We start from the raw sequence: 21,384 nt of genomic DNA, 5'->3' as shown, positions 1-21,384 counted from the left end.
TCAAAGAGCGACAAAAATCGACGCTGCGCCTTTCCCCTTTTTCTCGGGGCGGCCGCTGCGCCTGAATTTCGGTGACCGTCGCTGCGTTCCGGTGTGGAGCACCGCGTCGGTGGAGTGGCTTCTATGCGGGAGGTTCCCACCCGTCAACACCGTTTTGCACTTTTGTGGCGGTTGACCGCCAGAAGCCCGCAAAAGTCCCAGAAAACCGCGACTTTTGCGCGCTAGAAATTTCGCCGCACATGACCATTTCATGACCTTTGCGTAGCGAATCGGCCCGAATCACCCTCGAATCGAGCTCCCGAACGCGAGAATCGGGGCTCAGGAGAGCCGATCGATCGCCTTTTGCGGCTCGGTGAACCAGCGCGGGCCCGACTCGCTCATATAGAAATGGTCCTCCAGCCGGACGCCGAAGCGATCGGGCACGACGATCATCGGCTCGTTCGAGAAGCACATGCCCGTATCGAGCGGCGTCTTGTCCCCGCGCACCAGATAGGCGGGCTCGTGGATCGACAGGCCGATGCCGTGGCCGGTGCGATGCGGCAGGCCTGGCAGGCGATAGTCCGGCCCGAGCCCTGCTTTCTCCAGTACCACCCGCGCGGCGGCGTCGACCTGCTCGCAGGGCACCCCCGGTTGGGCAGCGGCAAAGGCGGCGGCCTGGGCTTCCTTCTCGAGCGACCAGATTGCCTGTTCGTCATTCGACACGCGGCCGAAGGCATAGGTGCGGGTGATGTCGGAGTGGTACCCCTCCACCGTGCAGCCGGTGTCGATCAGCACGAGCTGACCCTCCTCCAGCGCCTGTTCGCCGGGCAGACCATGGGGAAAGGCGGTCGCGTGGCCGAACTGGACGATACAGAAGGTCGAGCCCGCCGCGCCGAGCGCACGATGGGCCTGGTCGATGAATCGCTTGACCGCACCGGTGGTGATGCCGGGCGTCAGGATGCGCGCGGCGGCGTGGTGCACCGCGAGCGTCATGTTCTTGGCCTGCTGCATCAGCGCGATCTCGGCGGGCGACTTGCGCATCCGGCAGCCGTCGATCGCCGGGGCGCCGTCGACCAGGGTGACGTTGGGCGCGGCGCGGCGGAGGCGCTCGGCCATCTGGAAGGGGAGCGCGGGATCGATCGCGAGCGTGGTGACGCCGCCGAGTGCGTCGGCCAGCAGCGCGAAGGGATCCTCGTCCTCCTCCCACAGCCGCATGTCCGCCTCGTACGCCATGTCGGCGGTGAGCGAGCCGAGCTCGAAGCGCGGGCAGAGCATGATCGGCTCGCCGTGGAGCGGCAGCAGCATCGCGACGAGCCGCTCGGTGGCGCCCCACGGCACGCCGGCCAAATAGCGCAGCGACATGCCGGCATTCACCAGCAGCGCCTGCGCGCCCATCGCTTCCATACGCTCGCGCACGCGCGCGAGGCGGTCGCGGCGCTCGGCAAGCGTGATGGCCGGGGCGCGATCGGCCCAGGGGGCGAGCGCGGCGAGTTCGGTTTCCGCGGTGGATCCGCCGATGGTCATGGAGAGACGTCCTTATGCGTGGAAGCGTTGAAGATCGAAGGGGGCGAGATCGGCTGCCCTGCCCTCGGCAAGCGCGGCGACGCGTTCGCCGGTGATCGCCGCCAGGGTGAGGCCGAGATGCTGGTGGCCGAAGGCATAGAGCAGATTGCCAGCCTTGGCGCTCCGCCCAATTGCCGGGAGATAATCGGGGAGCGTCGGGCGCGCGCCGGTCCAGCGCGTGAAGGGCGGGCGGAGTGGCAGGCCGAGCGCGGTGATGTGCGCCTCGAGCCGTTCCCACTTGGCCGGATCCGGCGGCGTGTCGATACCGGCGAACTCGACGAAGCTCGCCGCCTGCACGCAGCCGGCATAGCGGGTGACGATCATCGAGCGATCCTCGAACACCAGCGGCGGCAGATCGGCGGGCCAGTCGTGATCGGTGGCGCGAAGGTGATAGCCGCGCTCGGCGATGATCGGCACGCGGTGGCCGAGCGGCGCCAATACGCGGCCCGAGGCGACGCCGGCGGCGACCAGCAATTGGTCCATGTCCGCCACGGGGGCGCCGTCGATCGCCACCCGCGCCTCGCCGCCCGCGAGGCTCAGCGTCGCGCTCCCCTGCAGGATCGTGCCGCCCGCCGCGACCAGCGCCGCGCGCAAAGCGCGGTCGAGCGCGCCGAGGTCCCCGATCTGCGCGGTGTTGGTGAAGCGGATCGCGCCGGCCATCGCCCTCCCCGGCAGCTGGAGCAGTTCGGCGGGGGTCGCGTCGCGAAACGCCGCGGTGCCGATTTCCGCCGACGCCCAGGCGCGCCGCCCCACCTCTACCGACGCGGGACTGCTCCAGGCGACGATATGGCCCCGCTCGCGCAGCAGATCGGGGGTGTCGAGGCTGGCGCTCAGCCGCTGCCAGGCGGGCATCGCCTCGGCGAGCAGGCCCCCCAGCGCCGCTTGCCCCCGCGCGAACACGCTCGGCCGCGCCGCACCCAGCAGCCGCAGTCCGAAGGGCAGCCAGTGCCGCCAGGCCGATGCCGGCAGGGACACCGCCCCCCCTGCCCCGAAGCGCCGGCGCGGCAGGCTGCGCACCGTGGCCCAGGAGGCGAGCGGCGCGACCTGCTCGATCGCGATATGCCCGGCATTGCCCCAGGAGGCGGCGCGGCGATCGGGATCGGCGTCGACCAGCCGCACCGACCAGCCGGCACGCGCCAAGGCGATCGCGCTCGACAGCCCGACGACGCCCCCGCCGATCACCAAGATATTGCGCTGCATCAACTTCGCCTTGCCGATTTTGGGGTAGAGGTATACTGTATTTGTGCGTTTCGCCTGCCACAAGCCGCGCCCCCAGGACGGGGAAATCCTTGGCGCCGGCGGCAGGTATTCCAGGGAAAGACCGAACACATGAGTATCGTCGTCCGCACGCTGTCGGAACAGATCTTCACGATCGTCCGCGAGCAGATCGTCTCCGGCAAGCTGCCGGTCGACCAGGCGATCCGCCAGGACGCGCTGGCCAACCAGCTGGGCGTGAGCAAGATCCCGCTGCGCGAGGCGCTGGCCCGGCTGGAGCAGGAAGGGCTGCTCGTCGGCCAGGCGAACCGCGGCTATTTCGTCCGCGCGATGTCCTCGGGCGAGGCGGAGGAGATCTTCGCGCTGCGCTTGGCGATCGAGCCCGATGCGGTCGCCGCCGGCGCGCTTTCCGCCACCGATGCCGATCGCGCCGCCGCGCGCGAGGCGCTCGCTGCGCTCGACCTGGCCGCCAACGAGCATCTCGACGAAGTCGCCGCGCGCAACCGCGAGTTCCACATCGCGATGGTCCGCCCCGGCGGCCGCCTGCTCACCACCCAGCTGGTCGAACGGCTGCAGATCCTCGCCGAGCGCTATGTTCACAAGCATCTCGAGCCCGCCGGACGCGAGGATCGCGCGCATCTGGAACATGCCGAGCTGATGACCGCGTGGGAGGCCGGCGATGCCGATCGCACCCGGGCGCTGGCCCGCGCGCATATCGAAGGCACGCTCACCGATCTCCGCCGCCAGCTGAACGGCTGAACCCTCAGCCGCGCGCCAGCACGCTGCGCGCGCGGCCATAGAGGAAGTAGACGGCGAGCCCCGCGACGTTCCAGATCAGGAAGCGGACCAGCGTCTTCTCGGGCAGCGAGAGGAGCAGATAGAGGCAGCCGAGCACCGCGAGCGTGCCGACCAGATAGGGCTGCGGGCAGCGGAAGATGCGCGGCGCGTCGGGCGCGCGGCGGCGGAGCAGCATCATGCAGAGACCGACGGCGATGAACGCGATCAGCGTGCCGGCATTGGCCAGTTCGGCGATCTCGTCCAGCCGCAGGAAGCCTGCGACCGCCGCGACGAACAGCCCGGTGATGCCGGTCACCAGCACCGGCGCCCCGGTGCGCAGCGAGACCTTGGCAAGGCCGCGCGGCAGCAGCCCGTCGCGCGCCATCACGAAGAAGATGCGGCTCTGCCCGTACATCATCACCAGGATGACCGACGGCAGCGCCACCAGCGCCGCGGCGGCGATCGCCCAGGCCGCGAAAGGGTGGCCGAGCGTCCGCAGCACCAGCGCCAGCGGCTCGGGCGAATTGCCGAGCGTGGTGTAGGACATCGCGCCGACCGCCGCGACCGCGACGAGGATATAGATGGTGGTGCACAGGGCCATGGAGCCGACGATGCCGATCGTCAGGTCGCGGCCCGGCTTCTTGGCTTCCTCGGCCGAGGTGGCGACGGCGTCGAAGCCGTAAAACGCGAAGAAGACGATGGCGGCCGCCGCCATCACGCCGCGGGTGCTGGCGCCGTCGGCATGGGATGCGAAGCCATAGGGCATGAAAGGGTGGAAGTTTGCCGCGTCGAAGCCGGGCAGTGCGAGGGCGACGAACACCGCGAGCGCCACCAGCTTGATGACGACCAGCACGATGTTGAGCGTCGCGCTCTCGCGGGTGCCGAGCATCAGCATGCCGGCGATCGCGAAGGAGACGAGCACCGCCGGCAGGTTGACGATGCCCCCGGCATGCGGCCCCTGGAGCAGCACCGCCGGCAGATGGATGCCCGCCGATTGCAGCCAGCCGACCAGATAGCCCGACCAGCCCACCGCCACCGCCGAGCAGGCCAGCGAATATTCGAGGATCAGGCTCCAGCCGACCACCCAGGCGATCGTCTCGCCCAGCACCGAATAGCTATAGGTATATGCGCTGCCCGCCGCCGGGATCATCGTGGCGAGTTCGGCATAGGCGAGCGCGGCGCAGGCGCAGACCGCACCGGCGATGACGAAGGCGAGGATCACCGCCGGCCCCGCGCGCTCGGCGCCGACGCCGGTCAGCGTGTAGATGCCGGTGCCGACGATCGCGCCGACGCCGAGCGCGATCAGGTGCGGCCAGGAAAGCGTGGGGCGCAGCCGATGCGCGCTAGGAGCCGTGCTGCGTTCGATCGGCTTGATCGGTCCCCAAAATCCCATGCAACCCCCGATGTTTTCGTTGTTTGGTTCAGACGACCGAGAAGCCGGCCCAGAACGGGTCCTCGCGGTCGATCCAGATGGTGTTGAAGCCGGTCGCGATCGCCGAGCCTTCGATCGAGGGGATGATGCCGGGGCGATCGCCCACCATCACCGCTTCCTCGACCCGGCCGATGAACCGGCTGCCGATATAGCTTTCATGGACGAAGCGGTCGCCGACGCCGAGGCGCCCCTGCTGCTCCAGATGCGCGAGCCGCGCCGAGGTGCCGGTACCGCACGGGCTGCGATCGATCGCGCGCTCGCCGTAGAAGACCGCGTTGCGGCCATCGGCGCCCTCCCCCTTGGGCTTGTCGGCCCACAGGACATGGCTGACGCCGCGGATGCGGTCGTCGAGCGGATGCACCGGCTCCACCTTGTCGCGCACCAGTTCGCGGATGGTGCGGCTGAGCTCGACGATGCGCGAGGCGCCGAGATCGTCGAGGCCGGTATAGGGCCCCTGCGGCTCGATGATCGCATAATAGTTGCCGCCATAGGAGACGTCGATGCGCAGCGGCCCGAAGCCCGGCACCTCGATCTCGATGCCGCGCGCCGCGACATAAGCGGGCACGTTGCGGATGCGCACCCAGCGCACCCGGTCACCCTCCATGCCATAGGCGATGTCGATCACCCCCGCCGGCACTTCGATGCGCAGCTGCCCCGGCGTGCGGGGGGTGATCAGGCCGTGTTCGAGCCCGAAGGTCACCATGCCGATCGTGCCGTGCCCGCACATCGGCAGGCAGCCCGAGGTCTCGATGAACAGGATGCCGCAATCAGTATCGTCGCGGGTGGGCGGGTAGAGGAACCCGCCCGACATCATGTCGTGCCCGCGCGGCTCGAAGCAGAGGCCGGTGCGGATCCAGTCGAACCGCTCGAGAAAGTCCGCGCGCCGCGCCAGCATGTCGCCGCCGCGGAGCAGCGGTGCGCCGCCCGCGACCAGCCGCACCGGGTTTCCCGCGGTGTGGCCGTCGATGCAGAAGAAGGTGTGGCGCATGGTGTCCTCAAGCTGCCTTGGCGGCGCGCCGGCTCGGGCGGGTCGCGGCGGCTTCCTCCACCCAGGCGATCACCTGGGCGCGGCGGGCGCCGGAGAGCGGCAGGCGCGGCATGCGGACGCGCTCGCTGCCGCGACCCATGATCTGCTCGGCGAGCTTGATCGACTGGACCAGGTCATGCTCGGCGTCGAGGTGGAGCAGCGGCATGAACCAGCGATAGATTTCGCGGGCCTCGTCGTAGCGGCCCTCGTTGAACGCCGCGATCAGCCGCACCGACTCCTCGGGGAAAGCGCTGGTCAGGCCCGAGACCCAGCCCGAGGCGCCGAGGAACATGCCTTCCAGCGCAACATCGTCCAGCCCCGCCATCAGCGTGTAGCGATCGCCATAGCGGTTGAAGAGATCGGTGAAGCGGCGCGGATCGGGCGCGCTTTCCTTGACCGCCACGATGTTCTTCACATCGGTGAGCCGATCCAGTGTCGCGGTGTCGATCGACACGCGATAGGCCGGCGGATTGTTGTAGAGCATGATCGGCAGCGAGGTCGCCTCGGCCACCGCGCGGAAATGGGCTTCGAGCTCCTCAGGCGTAGGCACATAGACCATCGCCGGTAGCAGCATCAGCGCGTCGACGCCGATCTTCTCGGCATCGCGGGCATATTGGATCGCGCGCGCGGTGGTGAATTCGGACACGCCGGCGACCAGCGGAACCCGCCCGCCCACTGCTTCCACGCCGGCCTGGAGCACGACGCGCTTCTCGTCCGCCTCGAGCGAATTATTCTCGCCGCAGGTGCCAAGCAGGATGAGGCCGTCGACACCGTCATCGACCAGCGCGGTCTGGGTGCGCTGGGTGGCGTCGAGATCGATCGAGAGATCCTCGGCGAACTGGGTGGTCGCCGCGGGATAGACGCCGGTCCAGAGCGTCTTGGCTGCAGTCATAAGAACACGATCCTCCACTGGGTTGATCGATTTCGTATACCGTATGCCGCGCTGGCGCAAGGTCGGTTTGGAGCAAGGCATAATTTTGTGATTCTCGGAAGGGGTACCTGGTGCGCGCTTCCCGCTGTTAAGATATCGTATATTTTATTTGACGGAATGATGCTTGATATGTTGCATATGCGCGACTCAAAAAACGGGGTGCGCGGTTCATGCGTAATTTTCTTGCAGTTCGGACGGGTGCGGCGCTGGGTGCGCTGGCCATAGCCTTGGTGTCGAGCGGCGCCTTTGCGCAGGATACAGGGGGCGCGACAGGCGCGGACAGCGACCGTGCCGAAATCACCGTCACCGGCACGCGCATCCGCCGTCCGGACCTGGAGAGCAACAGCCCGCTGACCAGCGTCGATGCGCAGGAAGTGCGCTATCAAGGTGCGGTCAACGCCGAGACGATGCTGGCGCGGCTGCCGCAGTTCACCGCGGACGGAAACGAGAACGTCTCCAACGGGTCGGACGGCTCGGCGCAGATCAACCTGCGCAATCTCGGCTCGAACCGGGTGCTGACGCTGATCAACGGCCAGCGCATCCTCTCCTCGCAGGCGACCGACATCAACTTCGTGCCGACCGCGCTAATCGAGCGGGTCGACGTCGTCACCGGCGGTGCCTCGGCGGTCTATGGTTCGGACGCGATGTCGGGTGTGGTCAACTTCATCCTGCGCGACCATCTCGACGGGCTGCGGCTCGATGCGCAGACCAGCGTCGCGCAGCACACCAACGACAACGCCTATGTCCGCGGCCTGGTCTCGGCCAAGGGTTACCAGCTGGCGCCGCGCAACGTGTTCGACGGGGCCAAGCAGGACATCAACGGCGCGTTCGGCAAGAATTTCGCCGACGGCCGCGGCAACGTCACCGTCTATGGCGGCTATCGCCATACCGATCCAGTGCTGCAGGCGACACGCGACTATTCGTCCTGCGCGCTCAACGCGAGCGGCCCCAGCGCGCTGGTCTGCGGCGGATCGAGCAACACCACCTACGGCACCTTCGCGCCGCTGGACGGGCCGAGCAAGGACCTGGGGTATCTCACCAATGCCCGCGACGGTTCCAAGAGCTGGGTGCCGTATGACGCCAGCTACGCGTACAATTACTCGCCGACCAACTACATCCAGCGCTCGGACGAGCGCTATACCGGCGGCGGCAGCGCCTCGTTCGAGATCGCGCCGGTGGCCAAGGTCTATGGCAGCTTCATGTGGATGAAGGACCATACCTTCTCGCAGGTGGCACCCTCGGCGCTGTTCCTCGGCACCACATTCACCCTGCCCTGCAACAACCCGCTGATGAGCACGAGCCAGCAGGCGGCACTTTGCGGACCCGCCGCGGGCACGTCGTCGACGATCGACACGCTGATCGGCTATCGCCTTAACGGCGCCTATTCGCGCCGCGACGATCTGCGCCACCAGGATTATCGCTACAATGGCGGCGTGAAGGGCGATCTCGGCCACGGCTTCAGCTATGACGTGGGCTATCTCTATTCGCTGTCGCGCTACAACGAGACCTATCTCAACAATGTCGACAATGTGAAGGCGCAGCGCGCGCTCGACGTGGTGTCGGTGAACGGCACGCCCACCTGCCGCTCGAAGATCGACGGCACCGATCCTGCCTGCGTGCCGATCGACATCTTCCGTGCCGACGGCATCACCACCGATCAGGCGCGCTACCTCTTCAGCCAGTCCAACACCGCGTCGCGCAACACGCTCGAAGTCTTCTCGGGCTCGATCAACGGCGACCTCGGTACCTTCGGTATCCAGAGCCCCTGGGCGGCACGCGGTGCAGGCCTCGCCGTCGGCCTGGAGCGCCGCCGCGAAACGCTCAACTTCACCGCCGACGAGGTCGCCAAGCAGGGCGGCAGCGCCGATGCCGATGGCTCGATCACCGTCAACGAAGCCTATGGCGAGCTCGAGCTGCCGCTGGTCGAGAACGTGCCCTTCATCCACGATCTGACGGTGAACGGTGGCCTGCGCTATTCGGACTATACCAACCGCCAGGGATCGACCGCGACCGAATCGCACTACAAGGCCTGGACCTACAAGGCGGAGCTGACCTGGTCGCCGGTGGACGGCGCCCGCTTCCGCGCCAGCTACAACCGCGCGATCCGCGCGCCCAACATCAGCGAGCTGTTCGGCGCGCGTGGTATCGGCAACGTCTCGCTGAGCGACCCTTGCGCCGGCGCCACGCCCGAGGCGTCGCTCTCGGCCTGCAAGCTGACCGGCGTCAGCGATGCGCAGTACGGTCACATCATCCAGTGCCCCGCCGAAACCTGCAGCCAATCCTATGGCGGCAATCCGGCGGTGAAGCCCGAAGTGGGCGATACCTATACCTTCGGCGTGGTGCTGACGCCCAAGCAGCTGCGCGGCTTCTCGCTGTCGGTCGATTACTACCACATCAACGTGAAGGGCTATATCAGCTCGATCGATCCCTCGCTTGTGGTCAGCCAGTGCACCTCCACCGGGGACCCCTATTATTGCGGGCTGTTCCACCGCGATCCGCGATCCGGCGCGCTGTTCGGCACCAACGGCTATGTCGTCGGCAGCACGCTCAACACCGGCTATCTGCTCACCGCAGGTATCGACGTGGCCGCGGCCTATGCGACGCGGATCGGCCAGCTGGGCAAGCTCGACGCCAACATCGTCGGGACCTGGCTCGAAAAGCAGGTCAAGGAGCCGTTGCCCGGCCTCGGCAGCTACGACTGCAAGGGCTATTACGGCTATAGCTGCGGCCAGCCCAACCCGACCTGGCGCCATGTCGCCCGCCTGACCTGGACCGTGCCCGGCGAGAAGGCGACGCTCTCGCTCGCCTGGCGCCACTTCGCCAAGACGGCGCTGTCGACCTCCTCGTCGAACGCCTTCCTCAGCCAGGCCGGCCCGATCAGCATCATCAATGCGACAATTCCGGCGACCGAATATTTCGACCTCGCCGCGACCGTGGTGCCCGCCAAGCAGCTGCAGTTCCGGATGGGCATCAACAACCTGACCGACAAGGCGCCGCCGGCGATCGCCTCGGGCGTGCTCGCCAGCTTCGGCAACGGCAACACCTATCCGGGCGTGTACGACCCGATGGGCCGAACCCTGTTCGTCGGCGCAACGCTGACCTTCTGACCTTCCGAGGTCTCCCCGGGGCCGGTGTTCCTCCACCGGCCCCACCCCTGCCCTCTGGAACGGCGGCCCTGCCTGCTCGTTAGCGGTAGCTCGCTCGTTCCAAAGGCTTTCCCCGCATGGCTTCTTCCCGCGATCCCGTTGCCCGCGCGATCGCGCCCGCCAAGACCGCCCCTGTCCTGGCAACCGGCGAGACCGCCGCATTGCTGGCGGAGGCGCTGGCCGCGAACGACCTGTTCTTCGCCGCCGCGGACGAACCCCGCGGCATTGCAATTGCCCGTGCGCTGGCGGCGCTGGCGCCCGAGGCGTGCGTGGTGTTCTGCCCCGGCAGCGACGCACTCCCCGGCGATGCCGCCCCCGCCTCCCCTGCCAATGTCGGTGAACGCGTCGCCGCGCTGCGCCGTCTGCGCCTGGCCCAGGCCGAGGCAGAGCGGCCGCGGATCGCCTGCATCACCACCGGCGAGGCGCTGGCACGCCTCTATCCGCCGCCGCAAGCCTTCGAAGCCGCCCCGCCGCGGATCGCGACCGGCGCGCCGGTCGATCTCACCGCGCTGTTCGAAACCCTGGTCGAGGCCGGCTATGTCGAGGACGAGCGCGTCGACGAGCCCGGCGAGGTCGCGCTGCGCGGGCAGGTGCTCGACGTCTACCCCGCCGATGCCGAGGAACCGCGCCGGATCGAGGTCGCCGACGGCGTCGTCGTGTCGCTGCGCAGCTATGATCCAGGCACCCAGCGCACCACCGGCGACTGCGAAGCGCAGGAGCTCGGCCGCGTCTCCGAGCCGCCGCTCGGCAAGGACGGCGTGCCGCTCGTCGCGCACCTGCCCGGCGCGCTGCTGGCGATCGAACCCGCGGCGGAGGACCGGCGCAAGCGCTTCCTTGCGCTTGCCGCCGATTCGCAGCGCCGTCGGCCAAGCCGCGCCCTGCGCGACGTGCTCGACGACAAGCAGTGGCAGGCTGCGGCCAAAGAACATCCGCCGCTCGCGCTCGACGCCGTCGACGCCCCCCCGCCGCGCTTCATCGAAGGCCGCGCCCCGCTCCGGGCCTTTGCCCGTGCGGCGCGCGACGCATTGGCGGCGGACGAGCGTCTGGTCCTGCTGGGCAGCGCTCGCGATCTGCGCTTCCTGCGCAGCCGCGTCGCAAGCGCACTGAAGACCGAGCCGCAGGACGTGCCCGGTTGGGCCGCAGTGCAGGCGCTGCCGGCGAGGAGCATCGCGCTGCTGGAGGCGCCCGTAGACCGAGGCTTTCGTCGCGACGGGATTTTCGCCGTCGCCGCCGCCGACCTGCTGGGCAGCCGTGCCGAACGCGACACGGCACAAACCGGCGCCGCCGATCCCACGCTGTTCGGCCAGACCGAGATCCGGCTCGGCGACCTCGTCGTCCACGAGGACCACGGTATTGCCAAAGTCACCGGTCTCGCGCCGATGCCGGGCGACGCCGAATCGGGCGGCGATGCGATAGCGCTCACCTATGCCGATGGCGGCGTGCGGCTGGTGCCCGTCGCCGACGCCGATCGGTTGTGGCGCTATGGCGGCGATGCCGATGCGGTGGCGCTCGACAAGCTCGACGGCTCGAGCTGGCAGAAGCGGCGCGGTGCGATCGATCTCGCCATTGCCGAGACCGCCCGCGGCATGATCGCACTCGCAGAAGAACGCATAAAGTTAACCGCTCCGGTTCTTTCTCCCGAAACTGCCGCATATGAGCGGTTCGTGGCCGGCTTTGCCTATACCGAAACGCGGGACCAGGCGCGCGCGATCGATGCCGTGCGCAGCGATCTTGCGGCAGGCAGGCCGATGGATCGCCTGGTGATCGGCGATGTCGGCTTCGGGAAGACAGAAGTCGCGCTGCGTGCCGCCGCCTTGGCGGCGCTCGCTGGTCATCAGGTGGCAGTCGCCGCCCCCACGACCGTGTTGGCCCGCCAGCATCTCGAGACCTTCACCGAACGTTTCGAGGGCACCGGCATTGAAGTCGCCGGCCTCTCCCGGCTGTCGAGCGCGGCGGAGAAGAAGCGGGTCAAGGCAGGGCTCGCCGATGGGTCGATCCAGGTAGTGATCGGCACCGGCGCGGTTGCAGGCAAGGGCGTGGCCTATGCCAAGCTCGCGCTCGTCATCATCGACGAGGAGCAGCGCTTCGGCACGGCGGACAAGGCGAAGCTGCGCGCGCTCGGCGCCGGCCATGTGCTGACGCTGAGTGCCACGCCGATCCCGCGCACGCTCCAGGCGGCACTCGTGGGCATCCAGCACCTTTCGGTCATCGCCACGCCTCCTGCCCGTCGCCAGCCGATCCGCACCGCGCTGGGCGTATTCGACGAGGCCGTGGTGCGCGCGGCGCTGCTGCGCGAGCGCAGCCGGGGCGGCCAGAGCTTCGTCGTCGTGCCGCGGATCGAGGACATGGCGCCGCTTGCCGCCAAGATCGCCCGCCTCGTGCCCGAGCTCGAACTGCTCCAGGCGCATGGCAAAATGCCCGCTGCGGAGATCGACGAGGCGATGGTCCGCTTCGGCCGCGGCGAAGGCGACGTCCTGCTCGCGACCAACATCATCGAGGCCGGGCTCGACGTGCCCCGCGCCAACACCATGGTGCTCTACCGCGCCGATCGCTTCGGCCTCAGCCAGCTCCACCAGCTGCGCGGCCGGGTGGGACGCGGCAGCCGGCGCGGCCAGGTGCTGCTGCTCACCGAACCCGACAAGCCGATCGGCGCACGCACGCTCAAGCGGCTGCGTACGCTGGAGGCGTTCGATCGGCTGGGTGCAGGCTTCGCGATCAGCGCGCAGGATCTCGACATGCGCGGTGCCGGCGACCTGCTGGGCGAGGCACAGGCCGGGCACATGAAGCTGATCGGCGTCGATCTCTACCAGCACCTCTTGGAAGCCGCACTGCGCACTGCACGCGGCGAGACGGTGGAGCGCTGGACGCCCGAGCTGCATCTGGGGCTCCAGGGGAGCCTCCCCGAGGCTTGGATGCCCGACGAGGAGCTCCGCGTCGGCTTCTACGTCCGCCTCGCCCGTGCCGAGGACGGCGCGGCCATCGATGCACTGGAAGCGGAACTGGAGGATCGCTTCGGCACCCTCCCCGAGGCAGCCCTGACCTTGCTGGCGATTGCCCGCGTGCGCGCCCAGGCATGTGCGCTGCGGATCGCGCGAATCGATGCCGGGCCAGCCGCGATCGCCTTCACGCCGCGTGCCGATTTCGTCGGAGATGCCGCCGCGGCGGGTCTCGCCGCCAAGGGCGATCGGCTGTTGCTGGCAGAGCGCATCGACGATCCCGCCGCGCGGCTGGGCCGGATCGAAACGGCGCTGGAGGCGATGGCGGGCGATTGACGCATTGTGCTGCCCCCTCCCGTGGCCTAGGCTGCCCCTAGAAAACAGAACCGGAGAGGAATGGCGCCATGATTCTGCCCATCCTGCTGCTGATGCTCCAGACTACCCCGGCGTTCAATGCCGAGGAGGAGATCATCGTCGTCTCGCGCCAGCTGCGCATGATCAAGGTCGACCTGAAGACCGACAAGCACAAGGACGGTCTGCAGCTTCGCAGTTGCCGCATCCTGCGTGGTTCGGGTCATAGCGATCTTGATGCGATCCCCTGCGGAGTCGCCGAACAGTGTGTCGAGGACGGAGTCCCCTCGCGGCGCGAGCTGAAGAGCTGCGTCGAGGACCGCTCGACGAGCCGGATCAACCTGGTGCTGGCATCGCGGCGCATGGCACGGGTCGACTGACCCGCCTCAGCGCTGCTCGCCTAGCCCCGTCGCTGCCCAGGTGATGCCGCCCAGCAGATGCTGGAGATAGCGGTCGTCGCGGTACATCTCCGCCTCGTGGCCGAGCAGGGTGACGAACACCCTCCCCTTCTCGTAGCGGTGGAACCAGGCTTCGGGATGGTCCTTGCCCATCCGGTGCCCGATCTGGCCCGGCCAGATGCGGGTGGGATCATAGCTCGCCTCGTCGACGCCGAGCACGCGATGAATGGTAATGTCGAACGGGTTGGCCGTGACGTAGAACTCGTCGCTCCACAGCCAATGGTCGGGGAGCCCGAACGCGGCCGGGAAGCCCTTGTCGAGGACGTTCACGACGGCGGTCTGGATCATCGGGTGGTTGACGAAGCTGCGCCCGACCAACTTCTCGTACCAGGGCCAGACCGCTGCCGGCATGATCGCGGCACGGTGCACGACCACGGCGTTGCCGCCGCGCTGCATGTAATGCTCCAAACCCTGTCGCTGGGAAGGCGTGAATTCGTCGCCCGGGGTGTTGAGCAGCAGGATCGCGGCATAGCGCGTGAGGTCGCCGTCGAGCGGCGTCCCGTCCTTGCGCCAGTCGACGGCAAAGGCGTGGAGGCGGCCGAGCTTTTCGAGGCTTTCGCGCGCGACCGGGATATACTCGTAATGATATTTGCTGGGTGCCGCGATCACCAGTAGCGTGAACTGCGGTTCGGCGCGCCCGATCGCCGGCAACAGCAGCGCAGTGAGCGCCAGCAGGGCGCGCAGCAGGCGGCTCATCGGGTGGACCGCTCCGTGCTCAGCCGCGACATCAGGATCGCGGCACGCTTGGCCTGGCGGCGGATGCTGGCAAGGTCCACCGTTTCGCCCGGTGCGTGGTCGCCAGTGCTGTAGGTACCGAGCCCCGCCAGGCTGTCGACGTCGGCGGCGACGAACGAGATGTCCCCTGCCCCGCGCTTGAGCGGATCGAGCGCCGGCATCTCCGGCAGCCCCAGGTCGCGATTGACGCCGTTCAGCGCCGCAAGCAGCGCGCGGTTGCCGGCGGTCGGCGCCATTGCCGGATAGCCCTCGCCGAAGCGGATCGTGGCATCGGTGCCCGGTGCATGCGCGGCGACGATTGCTTCCATCTTGGCCTTCACTCGCGTGGTCTGCTCGGGGCTCAGTGTGCGGAAGTCGCCGGTAGCGATGGCGGTGCCCGGGATGATGTTGGTCTTGCCCGCTGCGGTCGCATTGCCGCTTTCGTCGATGGTGGCGCGGGCGCCGCCGGCGATTACCCCGGTGTTGAAGGTAAGGTTGGGCTCGGGCAGTTCCTTGCGGAAGGCGGCGAGGATACGCGTCAGCTCGTTGATCGCCCCGTCGCCGAACTCGGACCCGAAGATCAGCGAGCTGTGCCCGGTCTTGCCCGTGGCGGTGATCCGCCAGTCGATCGCCGAGCGCCGCGCGATTGAGCCCATGTCGCGCCCGCCGTCGATCACCAGTCCTTCGAAATCGAGCGCGACATCTGCGCGCTTGCCCGCAGCCATCAGATCGGCGCGCGCGATGCTGTGCGGGCTTCCGGACTTCTCTTCGTCGCCGGTCAGCACAATCTCGATATTGGCGGCCTTGAGCGTCCCGGCAGCCTGCATCGCGCGGAGCGCCGCGAGCATCACCACCATGCCGCCCTTGTCGTCCCCGACCCCCGGACCTTCCGCCAGATCGCCCTTGCGGACGAACTTCTGGAAAGGAGAGTCGGGCTCGAACACGGTGTCGAGATGGCCGATCAGAAGCAGCCGCTTCGTCCCGGGCTTGCCAGGATGAACGGCGATCAGGTGACCGGCGCGCTCGACGGCGGCCATCGACTTCCAGCTGACCGTGAAGCCCAGTGGCTCCAACTCGGCGCGCATTCGCTCGCCGATCTTGCTGACACCGGCGAGATTGAGCGTGCCGCTATTCTGGTCGACCAGCGCTTCGAGCAGCGCGACCGAGCGGTCATATTCAGCATCGACGGTTCGCGTCATCGCCGTTTCCGCAGTCGAAAGATTCTGTGCGACGGCGGGCGTGATTGCAGCGGTGCCCAATGCCAGCGCTGCGGCCAGACGGGAGAAGCAAGACAGATCGGTCACCGGCGCCCCTTTTTGTGCAGGGCCCTTCAAACCACGCGCGCAAGGAGCGAGCAAGGCGGCTGGTGCGATTTACGAAAGCTGTCGGGCGAGATCCGCAAGCAGAATGCGGGCGACGGGCTGGTCGCGATCGTCCTCGATATCGAGGCTGCCGCGCACCGGCGTACGCCCGTTGCGGTGCCGCAGCAGAGCGCGGGCGAGGCTATGGCCGGCAATCAGCGCCTGCCGAAGGTCAGGAAGTTCGCGACGCTCGGCAGTGTGGGGGTGGTTATCGGGTGTGCACAGGCGAAAGCGATAAGCGGGCATGCGTGAATAATGCCCCCGCCTTCAACAAGTTGCTGGCAGTTGATGTATATTATTGTTGCGGCTCGCTTGCCCGGAGCCGGTGTGCCTCGACATCTTTGGTGGACGACGTCGACCGCGTTCGCCCCACTTCTCCCACTCTCTTTTCAAAGAGGAAAACTCGTGCCGGGTTAGAGGGGTTTATTGAGTCGTTATGGAGTTAAGCGAGGCGTTCTGTCGGGCGAATCGTGGTAACGCCGCGATTCGCCGCGAGACGGCGTTCCCATTGTGTCGAGAATCCGTTCCCGAAAGGTCGACGCTGCCGTTCCCGAAAGGTCGATAGAGGGTTCCGGAAGGGTCGAAGATCGTTCCCGAAGGGTCGAAAGGCGGTGCAATCAGCCTGATTTTCGGCGTCATTGATGGGGCTCGACCGAGTGGTTGAATCAGTTGGACGCCGCCTGTGGATAAAGAGGTTCAAATCGGCGCGCCGTGCGGATGCGTTTTCTTGCGAGCATCCTTGTTGCCCGACACTTCGGGAACGGAGGACGCGCCATTCCCTGCGATCGATCAGCGCAACTGGTGCTTGTTGCGGGCGTGCCACTGCCGGGCGAAGCCCAGAAACGCATTCTGATAGTTGGCGGGCGTGCGCGCCGGATCGGCCTCCACCCAGTCCCGGAACTGACGGTGCAGATCCTGATAGTCCCAGCCCGGACATTCGCGCCGAACCTGCTCCAGCGTCGCGTCGGTCAGCATGCCGCTGGTGCCGCGCGTCGCCAGGCTGGTCACGGTGCGGCGGAGCAGTGCGCGCGCTTCGGCACCGAGCGGCGTCGCATCGGCCTCGCTCGACTGTCTCGCCGGGCGCGGAGCCGGTGCGGCGGGTTCGGCGGATGTGCTGGTCGGCGGCGACCGAAGTACGTCTTCCCCGCGGCGGCGCATCCGCAGGCTCGGCTCGCGCTTGCCCGGCGGGGTCTCCAGCGACAGCGTATAGCCCGGCAGCTCGTCGCGCTCGACGATCTTGGCGATCTCGAACTTGAAGCGGCGATATTGCCCCTCGGCGCCCGACTTTTCGAACAAGGTGGGCATCGAGATCGCGAAGCCCGCCTCCCCTGCCCCGCCGGCATGCTTGCGCGCCACCTTGTAGAGCCAGCGCTCGCGCCCGCCGGTCAGGTCGAAATAGGCGCGGTCGATCGACAGCACGCCCCCGGTCATCAGTACGCCTTCGTAGAACCAGCTCGACAATTCGATCGTCATGCCGCGCGAGCGCTCGGTGCGCTCGTCGACCAGCTGGGTCCAGCCGTCGAGCCAGCTGAACGTCGCCTCGCGGCGGTTCTCGGCGCGGATGTTGGTCTTGATCGTGGTGGCTACCAACCGGTCGAGCGACTGGCCGAGCAGTTCATAGGCGCGCCCGGTGGTCGGGCGGCCGATCGCGCGCAGCAGATCATAGGGCATCAGATGGAGCTTGCGCGGAATGTCGTTGCGGCCGCGCCGCGCCATGTCGGCGAGCACGCTGGCGCAGTAGATCAGGATGTCGGCATCCCAGATCGTCGCCATGCCGTAATCGGGATTGGCCGAGACATGGACCCACAGCTTGCCGTCCGGGCTCTGATAATCGATCGGCTTCACCCGCTTGGTCTTGGCCAGGCTGAAGAAGGGGCGTTCCATCATCTCGCGCTGATCGCGCAGCGGCATGTCGGCGAGATAGGGGAGGAACAGGTCGAACTGTTCGGGGATCGACTGGCGATCGGCCTGGGTCATGAAGCCTCTGGATGCAGGGTGGGGGAGGGGCGTTTCCCCGGGGAAACGAAGGGCGATCCCGGGGGCGCGAGGTCAATCAGGCGGTGCGCTGTGGAGGGCGGCGGCGGTGTTTCCCCGGGGAAACGGCTGCCGGTTTCGGCACCGTCGTTTCCCCGGGGAAACGCGCTCATCGCTGCAACCCGCGGCCTTCGCGCTCTAGCTGGTCGAGCGCATCGCGGAAGGCGTTGACGAGATGATCGCGGCTGGCGCCTGATCCGGCGTGGAGCCGCACGGTAACACCCTGGCGGTTGACCGACAGCACGCTGAGCGCGGTGCGTCCGCTGGGCATCGCCCATTGGTACAGCTCGTCGGCGGCCTTGGGACCCGACGGTGCGGAGAGCAGCCGGCGAAGCACATCGGCAGCGGCGATCGGTGCATGTCCGCTCGCGCGGCGATCGGCCTGCGCGCGGGTCAGTGCCTTGGCCTCGGCGAGGATCGCCTTGGCCGCAACCTTGTCGTCCAGCGCCTGGGCGAGCGGATAGGCGGGCTTGAGCAGCACGTCGGCAGGGGAGGCGAAGGCGGCGATCACCGCGTCGGGGATGCCCGCCACCTTGATCATCTTCGACAGCCAGCCCTTGGACAGCTTCAGCCGCTCGGCCATGCGGGTGAGGTGATTGCCGTAATGGGCCTTGAGTGCCTCGGCATAGTTGCGGGCGCGCTCGAGATCCGACACGTCCTTGCGCGCACGGTTTTCGAGGTCGGCGAGGCGGAAGGCGGCCTCGTCATCCAGCTGGGCGACCTGCGCCACGAACTGCATGTCGGGGTAGCTGTGCGCGCGCAGCCAGGAGATCGCGAAGTGGCGACGGGTGCCGGCGATGACCTCATAGTCATGGTCCGGATCGCCCTCGATCCGCCGCACCACGGCGGGGACCTTCTGGCCGTTCTCCGCGACGATCGAGTCAATCAGCTCGCGGACATTCTCTTCATTGAGATCGGCATAGACGCGCGCGTTGCCCGGCCAGATCCGCACCCGCGCGGGATCGAGCAGCAGCTGGGTGACCTGGCGTACCTCGCCCGATGCTACCCGCGCGAGCGCGGACTCGCGGCCGAGCAGCGTCGTGCCGCGCGTGCGGGCGAGGCGGGGCGGCAGCTCGGGCTCAGCCGCGGGGGAGGGAAGGGGGGCCGGTGCGGCGGGCGCAGGCGCCGCCGCTTCCGCCGCGGCTTCCTCGGCGAGCAGATCGGCGAGATAGTCTTTCTGGGTACGTGCCACGGTTCAGCCCTTCTGCCCGGTTGCGGCGGTCCGCTCAGGCCGCTTCATTGACGACATCCTCTTCGCTGGCCGGCGCGACGCGGCCCCAGTTGCGGCGGACCAGCGCCTCGACCTGGCCCAGCGCCTCGTCGAGATTGGCCTTGCAGCGCTTGTGGGTGCGGGCGGTGCCGATCGGGCGATCCAGCTCATAGATCGTCATCATTCGCATCGCCGCGTGGCTGATCTCGGCGGACTCCAGGATCGGCACCGGTAGCAGCGCCGGCCCGAACGCCTGCTCCATGATCTGGCGGACCATCGCGTGGCTGGGATCGTTGCCGTCGAACTTCGAGCAGATCAGCCGCACGAAATCATACTGCACGTCGATGCCCGCCTCGGTCAGCTGGTGGAGCACCTGGTCCATCATCGACAGGAACTGGACGGTGGAGCAGAAGTCCGGGGTAGTCGCCGCCAGCGGCACCAGCAGCGCATTGGCTGCCTGCATCACCGCAAGGCTGATCGTGCCGAGCGCGGGCGGGGGATCGAGGATCACCACGTCATAGTCCCGCGCGAGATCGTTGAGCCCGGCCTTGAGCTTGCGGAAGCGCGTCGCGAGGATCGAGCCGCCATCGGCGCCCGCCGCGGCCAGTTCATATTCGACGTCGAAAAGCTCGAGGTTCGACGGGATCAGGTCGACATTCGGCCAGGGCGTCTTCTTGACCGCATAGAGCAGGTCGGCCTGGGTCGGGTCGATCGAGAGATAGGGGTAGAGCGTCTCTTCGCGGGTGATGTTGAAATGCGGGTTGAAGCCGAACAGCGTGGTGGTCGTCGCCTGGCTGTCGCAATCGACCACAAGCACGCGGTAGCCCTGCACCGCGAAATAATGAGCGAGATGGGTGGTGACGGTCGACTTGCCGACGCCGCCCTTGAAGTTCTGCACCGCGATGATGGCGGGCACGTCGAGCGGCGCACGGGCAGGGGAGGCGCCGAGCACCTGCCGCATGTTGAGCAGTTCCTCTACCGTATAGCCCGGCCGCCGGCCGTTCTCGCTCGGCGGGGGCGGGGGGAGGCGGCCGTCGTCTTCGGCCATGCGGATGCGGTTGGTCGAGCAGCCCAGCAGTTGTGCTGCCTCGGCGATCCCAAAGCGGACGTGGAGTCCCTTGCGGCTTTCGGGTAAGAAGGCCTTGCGGCGCAGTCTTTCGATCATCCGCTCGCCAGCGTCGGCGAGCTCCGTGATCCGCTCAATGTCTGAATGCATTCGTGCCTCGGCCTGCGCGGTTGAATGAGAGTTATGAGAGATATCTCATATTTCGTTCAAACCGACAAGGTTAGTACCGAAACGGCGCAACCTTCGAGCGCAGCAATTGTTATCGTAGGGTATGAAGACTATATTCGGACCGATAATGGTCTGAAATCATACGATAAGGGTCGGAGACCGAAATGCGCTACACCGAACAGGTCAAGCCTGTGAGCTATTTGAAGGCCAATGCTGCGGATGTGCTGCGCGGACTCGCCGCGGGCGGCGCGCCGCTGGTGATCACGCAGAATGGCGAGGCGCGTGCCGTGCTGCAGGACGTGGCCAGCTATCAGGCGACGCAGGAAACGCTGGCGTTGCTCAAGCTGATGGCGCTGGGAACGCGCGATGTGGAAGCCGGGCGCGTGACGCCCGCGCGCGACGCCATCGCCCGTTTGCGCAGGGGCCGCCCCGACACCGCAGCATGAGCGGTCGCTACACGGTCTATCTCACCGCCGGTGCGGAAACCGACCTCGCCGAAATCCATGGCTGGATCCACGACCATCGCTCGCCGGAACAGGCCGACGCCTTTCTGGAGGCGATGCTGAGCAAGGTCGACAGCCTGGAGACCTATCCCGATCGCGGCAGCGTGCCGCGCGAGCTCGACGCGCTTGGTATCCGCGAGTTTCGCCAGCTGGTGGCGCCGCCCTATCGACTGATCTACCGCGTGATCGTCGATCATGTGTTTGTGTTCCTCATCGCCGACGGCCGCCGCGATTTCCAGGCGCTGCTGGAGCGCCGCCTGCTCACGGCTTGAGCGCCGCGCAGCCGCTCAGCCGTGCGACCAGCCGAACTGGCCCGCGACGATCGCGGCCTGGGTCCGGTTGCGGACGTTGAGCTTGCGCATCACCGCGGTCATGTGGACCTTCACGGTCGCCTCGGCCATGCCGAGTTCATAGGCAATCTGCTTGTTGAGCAGCCCTGAATGGACGCAGCGCAGCACCTGCATCTGCGTAGGCGTGAGGCGGGGCTGCATCGATGATTCGAGGCCGGTGCGT

General features: G+C 67.6%; 18 protein-coding genes. 6 read left to right on the top strand and 12 right to left on the bottom strand.

Features of this window, described 5'->3' with window-relative positions; genetic code table 11:
- Positions 1-318: 318 nt before the first annotated feature.
- Together QZ670_RS11960 and QZ670_RS11955 are read right to left on the bottom strand one after the other, a co-directional pair.
- Entirely contained in the window at positions 319-1,503 is a 1,185-nt protein-coding gene (locus tag QZ670_RS11960; RefSeq protein WP_294255532.1) for a Xaa-Pro peptidase family protein, read from the bottom strand.
- Between the two features lie 12 nt (positions 1,504-1,515).
- A complete protein-coding gene (locus tag QZ670_RS11955; RefSeq protein WP_294255530.1) occupies positions 1,516-2,742 on the bottom strand; it encodes an FAD-dependent oxidoreductase in 1,227 nt (408 codons plus the stop codon).
- A gap of 129 nt (positions 2,743-2,871) precedes the next feature.
- On the opposite strand from QZ670_RS11955, the gene QZ670_RS11950 reads away from it, so the two are divergent.
- Positions 2,872-3,516, top strand: a complete 645-nt coding sequence (locus QZ670_RS11950; RefSeq protein ID WP_294255527.1) for a GntR family transcriptional regulator — start codon at positions 2,872-2,874, stop codon at positions 3,514-3,516.
- Between the two features lie 4 nt (positions 3,517-3,520).
- Here the strand turns inward: QZ670_RS11950 and QZ670_RS11945 are convergent, their stop codons facing one another.
- The 3 genes from QZ670_RS11945 to QZ670_RS11935 are packed head-to-tail and all read right to left on the bottom strand — an operon-like array spanning position 3,521 to position 6,885.
- On the bottom strand, positions 3,521-4,927 hold the full coding sequence (locus QZ670_RS11945; protein WP_294255525.1) for an amino acid permease: 1,407 nt from the start codon (positions 4,925-4,927) through the stop codon (positions 3,521-3,523).
- 28 nt (positions 4,928-4,955) lie between these two features.
- Positions 4,956-5,954 (bottom strand): 4-hydroxyproline epimerase, encoded by a 999-nt coding sequence (locus QZ670_RS11940; RefSeq protein ID WP_294255522.1) that lies wholly within the window; start codon positions 5,952-5,954, stop codon positions 4,956-4,958.
- Positions 5,955-5,961: 7 nt separating this feature from the next.
- Positions 5,962-6,885, bottom strand: coding sequence for a dihydrodipicolinate synthase family protein (locus QZ670_RS11935; RefSeq protein WP_294255519.1), 924 nt, complete (start codon positions 6,883-6,885; stop codon positions 5,962-5,964).
- A gap of 209 nt (positions 6,886-7,094) precedes the next feature.
- On the opposite strand from QZ670_RS11935, the gene QZ670_RS11930 reads away from it, so the two are divergent.
- The 3 genes from QZ670_RS11930 to QZ670_RS11920 all read left to right on the top strand — a co-directional run bounded on the left by QZ670_RS11930 (position 7,095) and on the right by QZ670_RS11920 (position 13,737).
- Positions 7,095-10,031 carry a TonB-dependent receptor gene (locus QZ670_RS11930; RefSeq protein ID WP_294255515.1) on the top strand — a complete coding sequence of 979 codons (2,937 nt, stop codon included), beginning with the start codon at positions 7,095-7,097 and terminating at the stop codon, positions 10,029-10,031.
- Positions 10,032-10,147: 116 nt separating this feature from the next.
- Positions 10,148-13,342, top strand: a complete 3,195-nt coding sequence (locus QZ670_RS11925; RefSeq protein WP_294255512.1) for a helicase-related protein — start codon at positions 10,148-10,150, stop codon at positions 13,340-13,342.
- A 68-nt stretch (positions 13,343-13,410) separates the two neighbouring features.
- Positions 13,411-13,737 carry a hypothetical protein gene (locus QZ670_RS11920; protein ID WP_294255509.1) on the top strand — a complete coding sequence of 109 codons (327 nt, stop codon included), beginning with the start codon at positions 13,411-13,413 and terminating at the stop codon, positions 13,735-13,737.
- 6 nt (positions 13,738-13,743) lie between these two features.
- Here the strand turns inward: QZ670_RS11920 and QZ670_RS11915 are convergent, their stop codons facing one another.
- The 6 genes from QZ670_RS11915 to QZ670_RS11890 all read right to left on the bottom strand — a co-directional run bounded on the left by QZ670_RS11915 (position 13,744) and on the right by QZ670_RS11890 (position 20,350).
- Positions 13,744-14,511, bottom strand: coding sequence for a ThuA domain-containing protein (locus tag QZ670_RS11915; protein ID WP_294255506.1), 768 nt, complete (start codon positions 14,509-14,511; stop codon positions 13,744-13,746).
- On the bottom strand, positions 14,508-15,728 hold the full coding sequence (locus QZ670_RS11910; protein ID WP_365894643.1) for a M20/M25/M40 family metallo-hydrolase: 1,221 nt from the start codon (positions 15,726-15,728) through the stop codon (positions 14,508-14,510). The genes QZ670_RS11915 and QZ670_RS11910 overlap by 4 nt, the downstream gene beginning before the upstream one ends.
- Before the next feature lie 174 nt (positions 15,729-15,902).
- Entirely contained in the window at positions 15,903-16,136 is a 234-nt protein-coding gene (locus QZ670_RS11905) for a hypothetical protein (RefSeq protein ID WP_294255505.1), read from the bottom strand.
- Positions 16,137-16,679: 543 nt separating this feature from the next.
- Complete coding sequence (locus QZ670_RS11900) at positions 16,680-17,867, bottom strand: replication initiator protein A (protein ID WP_294255502.1); 1,188 nt, start codon at positions 17,865-17,867, stop codon at positions 16,680-16,682.
- A gap of 166 nt (positions 17,868-18,033) precedes the next feature.
- Positions 18,034-19,116, bottom strand: a complete 1,083-nt coding sequence (locus QZ670_RS11895) for a ParB/RepB/Spo0J family partition protein (protein ID WP_294255499.1) — start codon at positions 19,114-19,116, stop codon at positions 18,034-18,036.
- Positions 19,117-19,150: 34 nt separating this feature from the next.
- Entirely contained in the window at positions 19,151-20,350 is a 1,200-nt protein-coding gene (locus QZ670_RS11890; protein ID WP_294255496.1) for an AAA family ATPase, read from the bottom strand.
- A gap of 182 nt (positions 20,351-20,532) precedes the next feature.
- Between QZ670_RS11890 and QZ670_RS11885 the strand changes: the two genes are divergently transcribed.
- On the top strand, positions 20,533-20,814 hold the full coding sequence (locus tag QZ670_RS11885) for a type II toxin-antitoxin system Phd/YefM family antitoxin (protein WP_294255493.1): 282 nt from the start codon (positions 20,533-20,535) through the stop codon (positions 20,812-20,814).
- Positions 20,811-21,143 carry a type II toxin-antitoxin system RelE/ParE family toxin gene (locus tag QZ670_RS11880; RefSeq protein WP_294255491.1) on the top strand — a complete coding sequence of 111 codons (333 nt, stop codon included), beginning with the start codon at positions 20,811-20,813 and terminating at the stop codon, positions 21,141-21,143. The genes QZ670_RS11885 and QZ670_RS11880 overlap by 4 nt, the downstream gene beginning before the upstream one ends.
- Before the next feature lie 15 nt (positions 21,144-21,158).
- Here the strand turns inward: QZ670_RS11880 and QZ670_RS11875 are convergent, their stop codons facing one another.
- On the bottom strand, positions 21,159-21,362 hold the full coding sequence (locus tag QZ670_RS11875) for a response regulator transcription factor (protein ID WP_294255487.1): 204 nt from the start codon (positions 21,360-21,362) through the stop codon (positions 21,159-21,161).
- Positions 21,363-21,384 lie beyond the last annotated feature (22 nt).

Origin of the sequence: uncultured Sphingomonas sp. (assembly GCF_913774285.1) — a bacterium.
GTDB lineage: Bacteria > Pseudomonadota > Alphaproteobacteria > Sphingomonadales > Sphingomonadaceae > Sphingomonas.
Note: the sequence above shows the minus strand (reverse complement) of the source record. Positions and strands in the feature narration are given on the sequence as shown.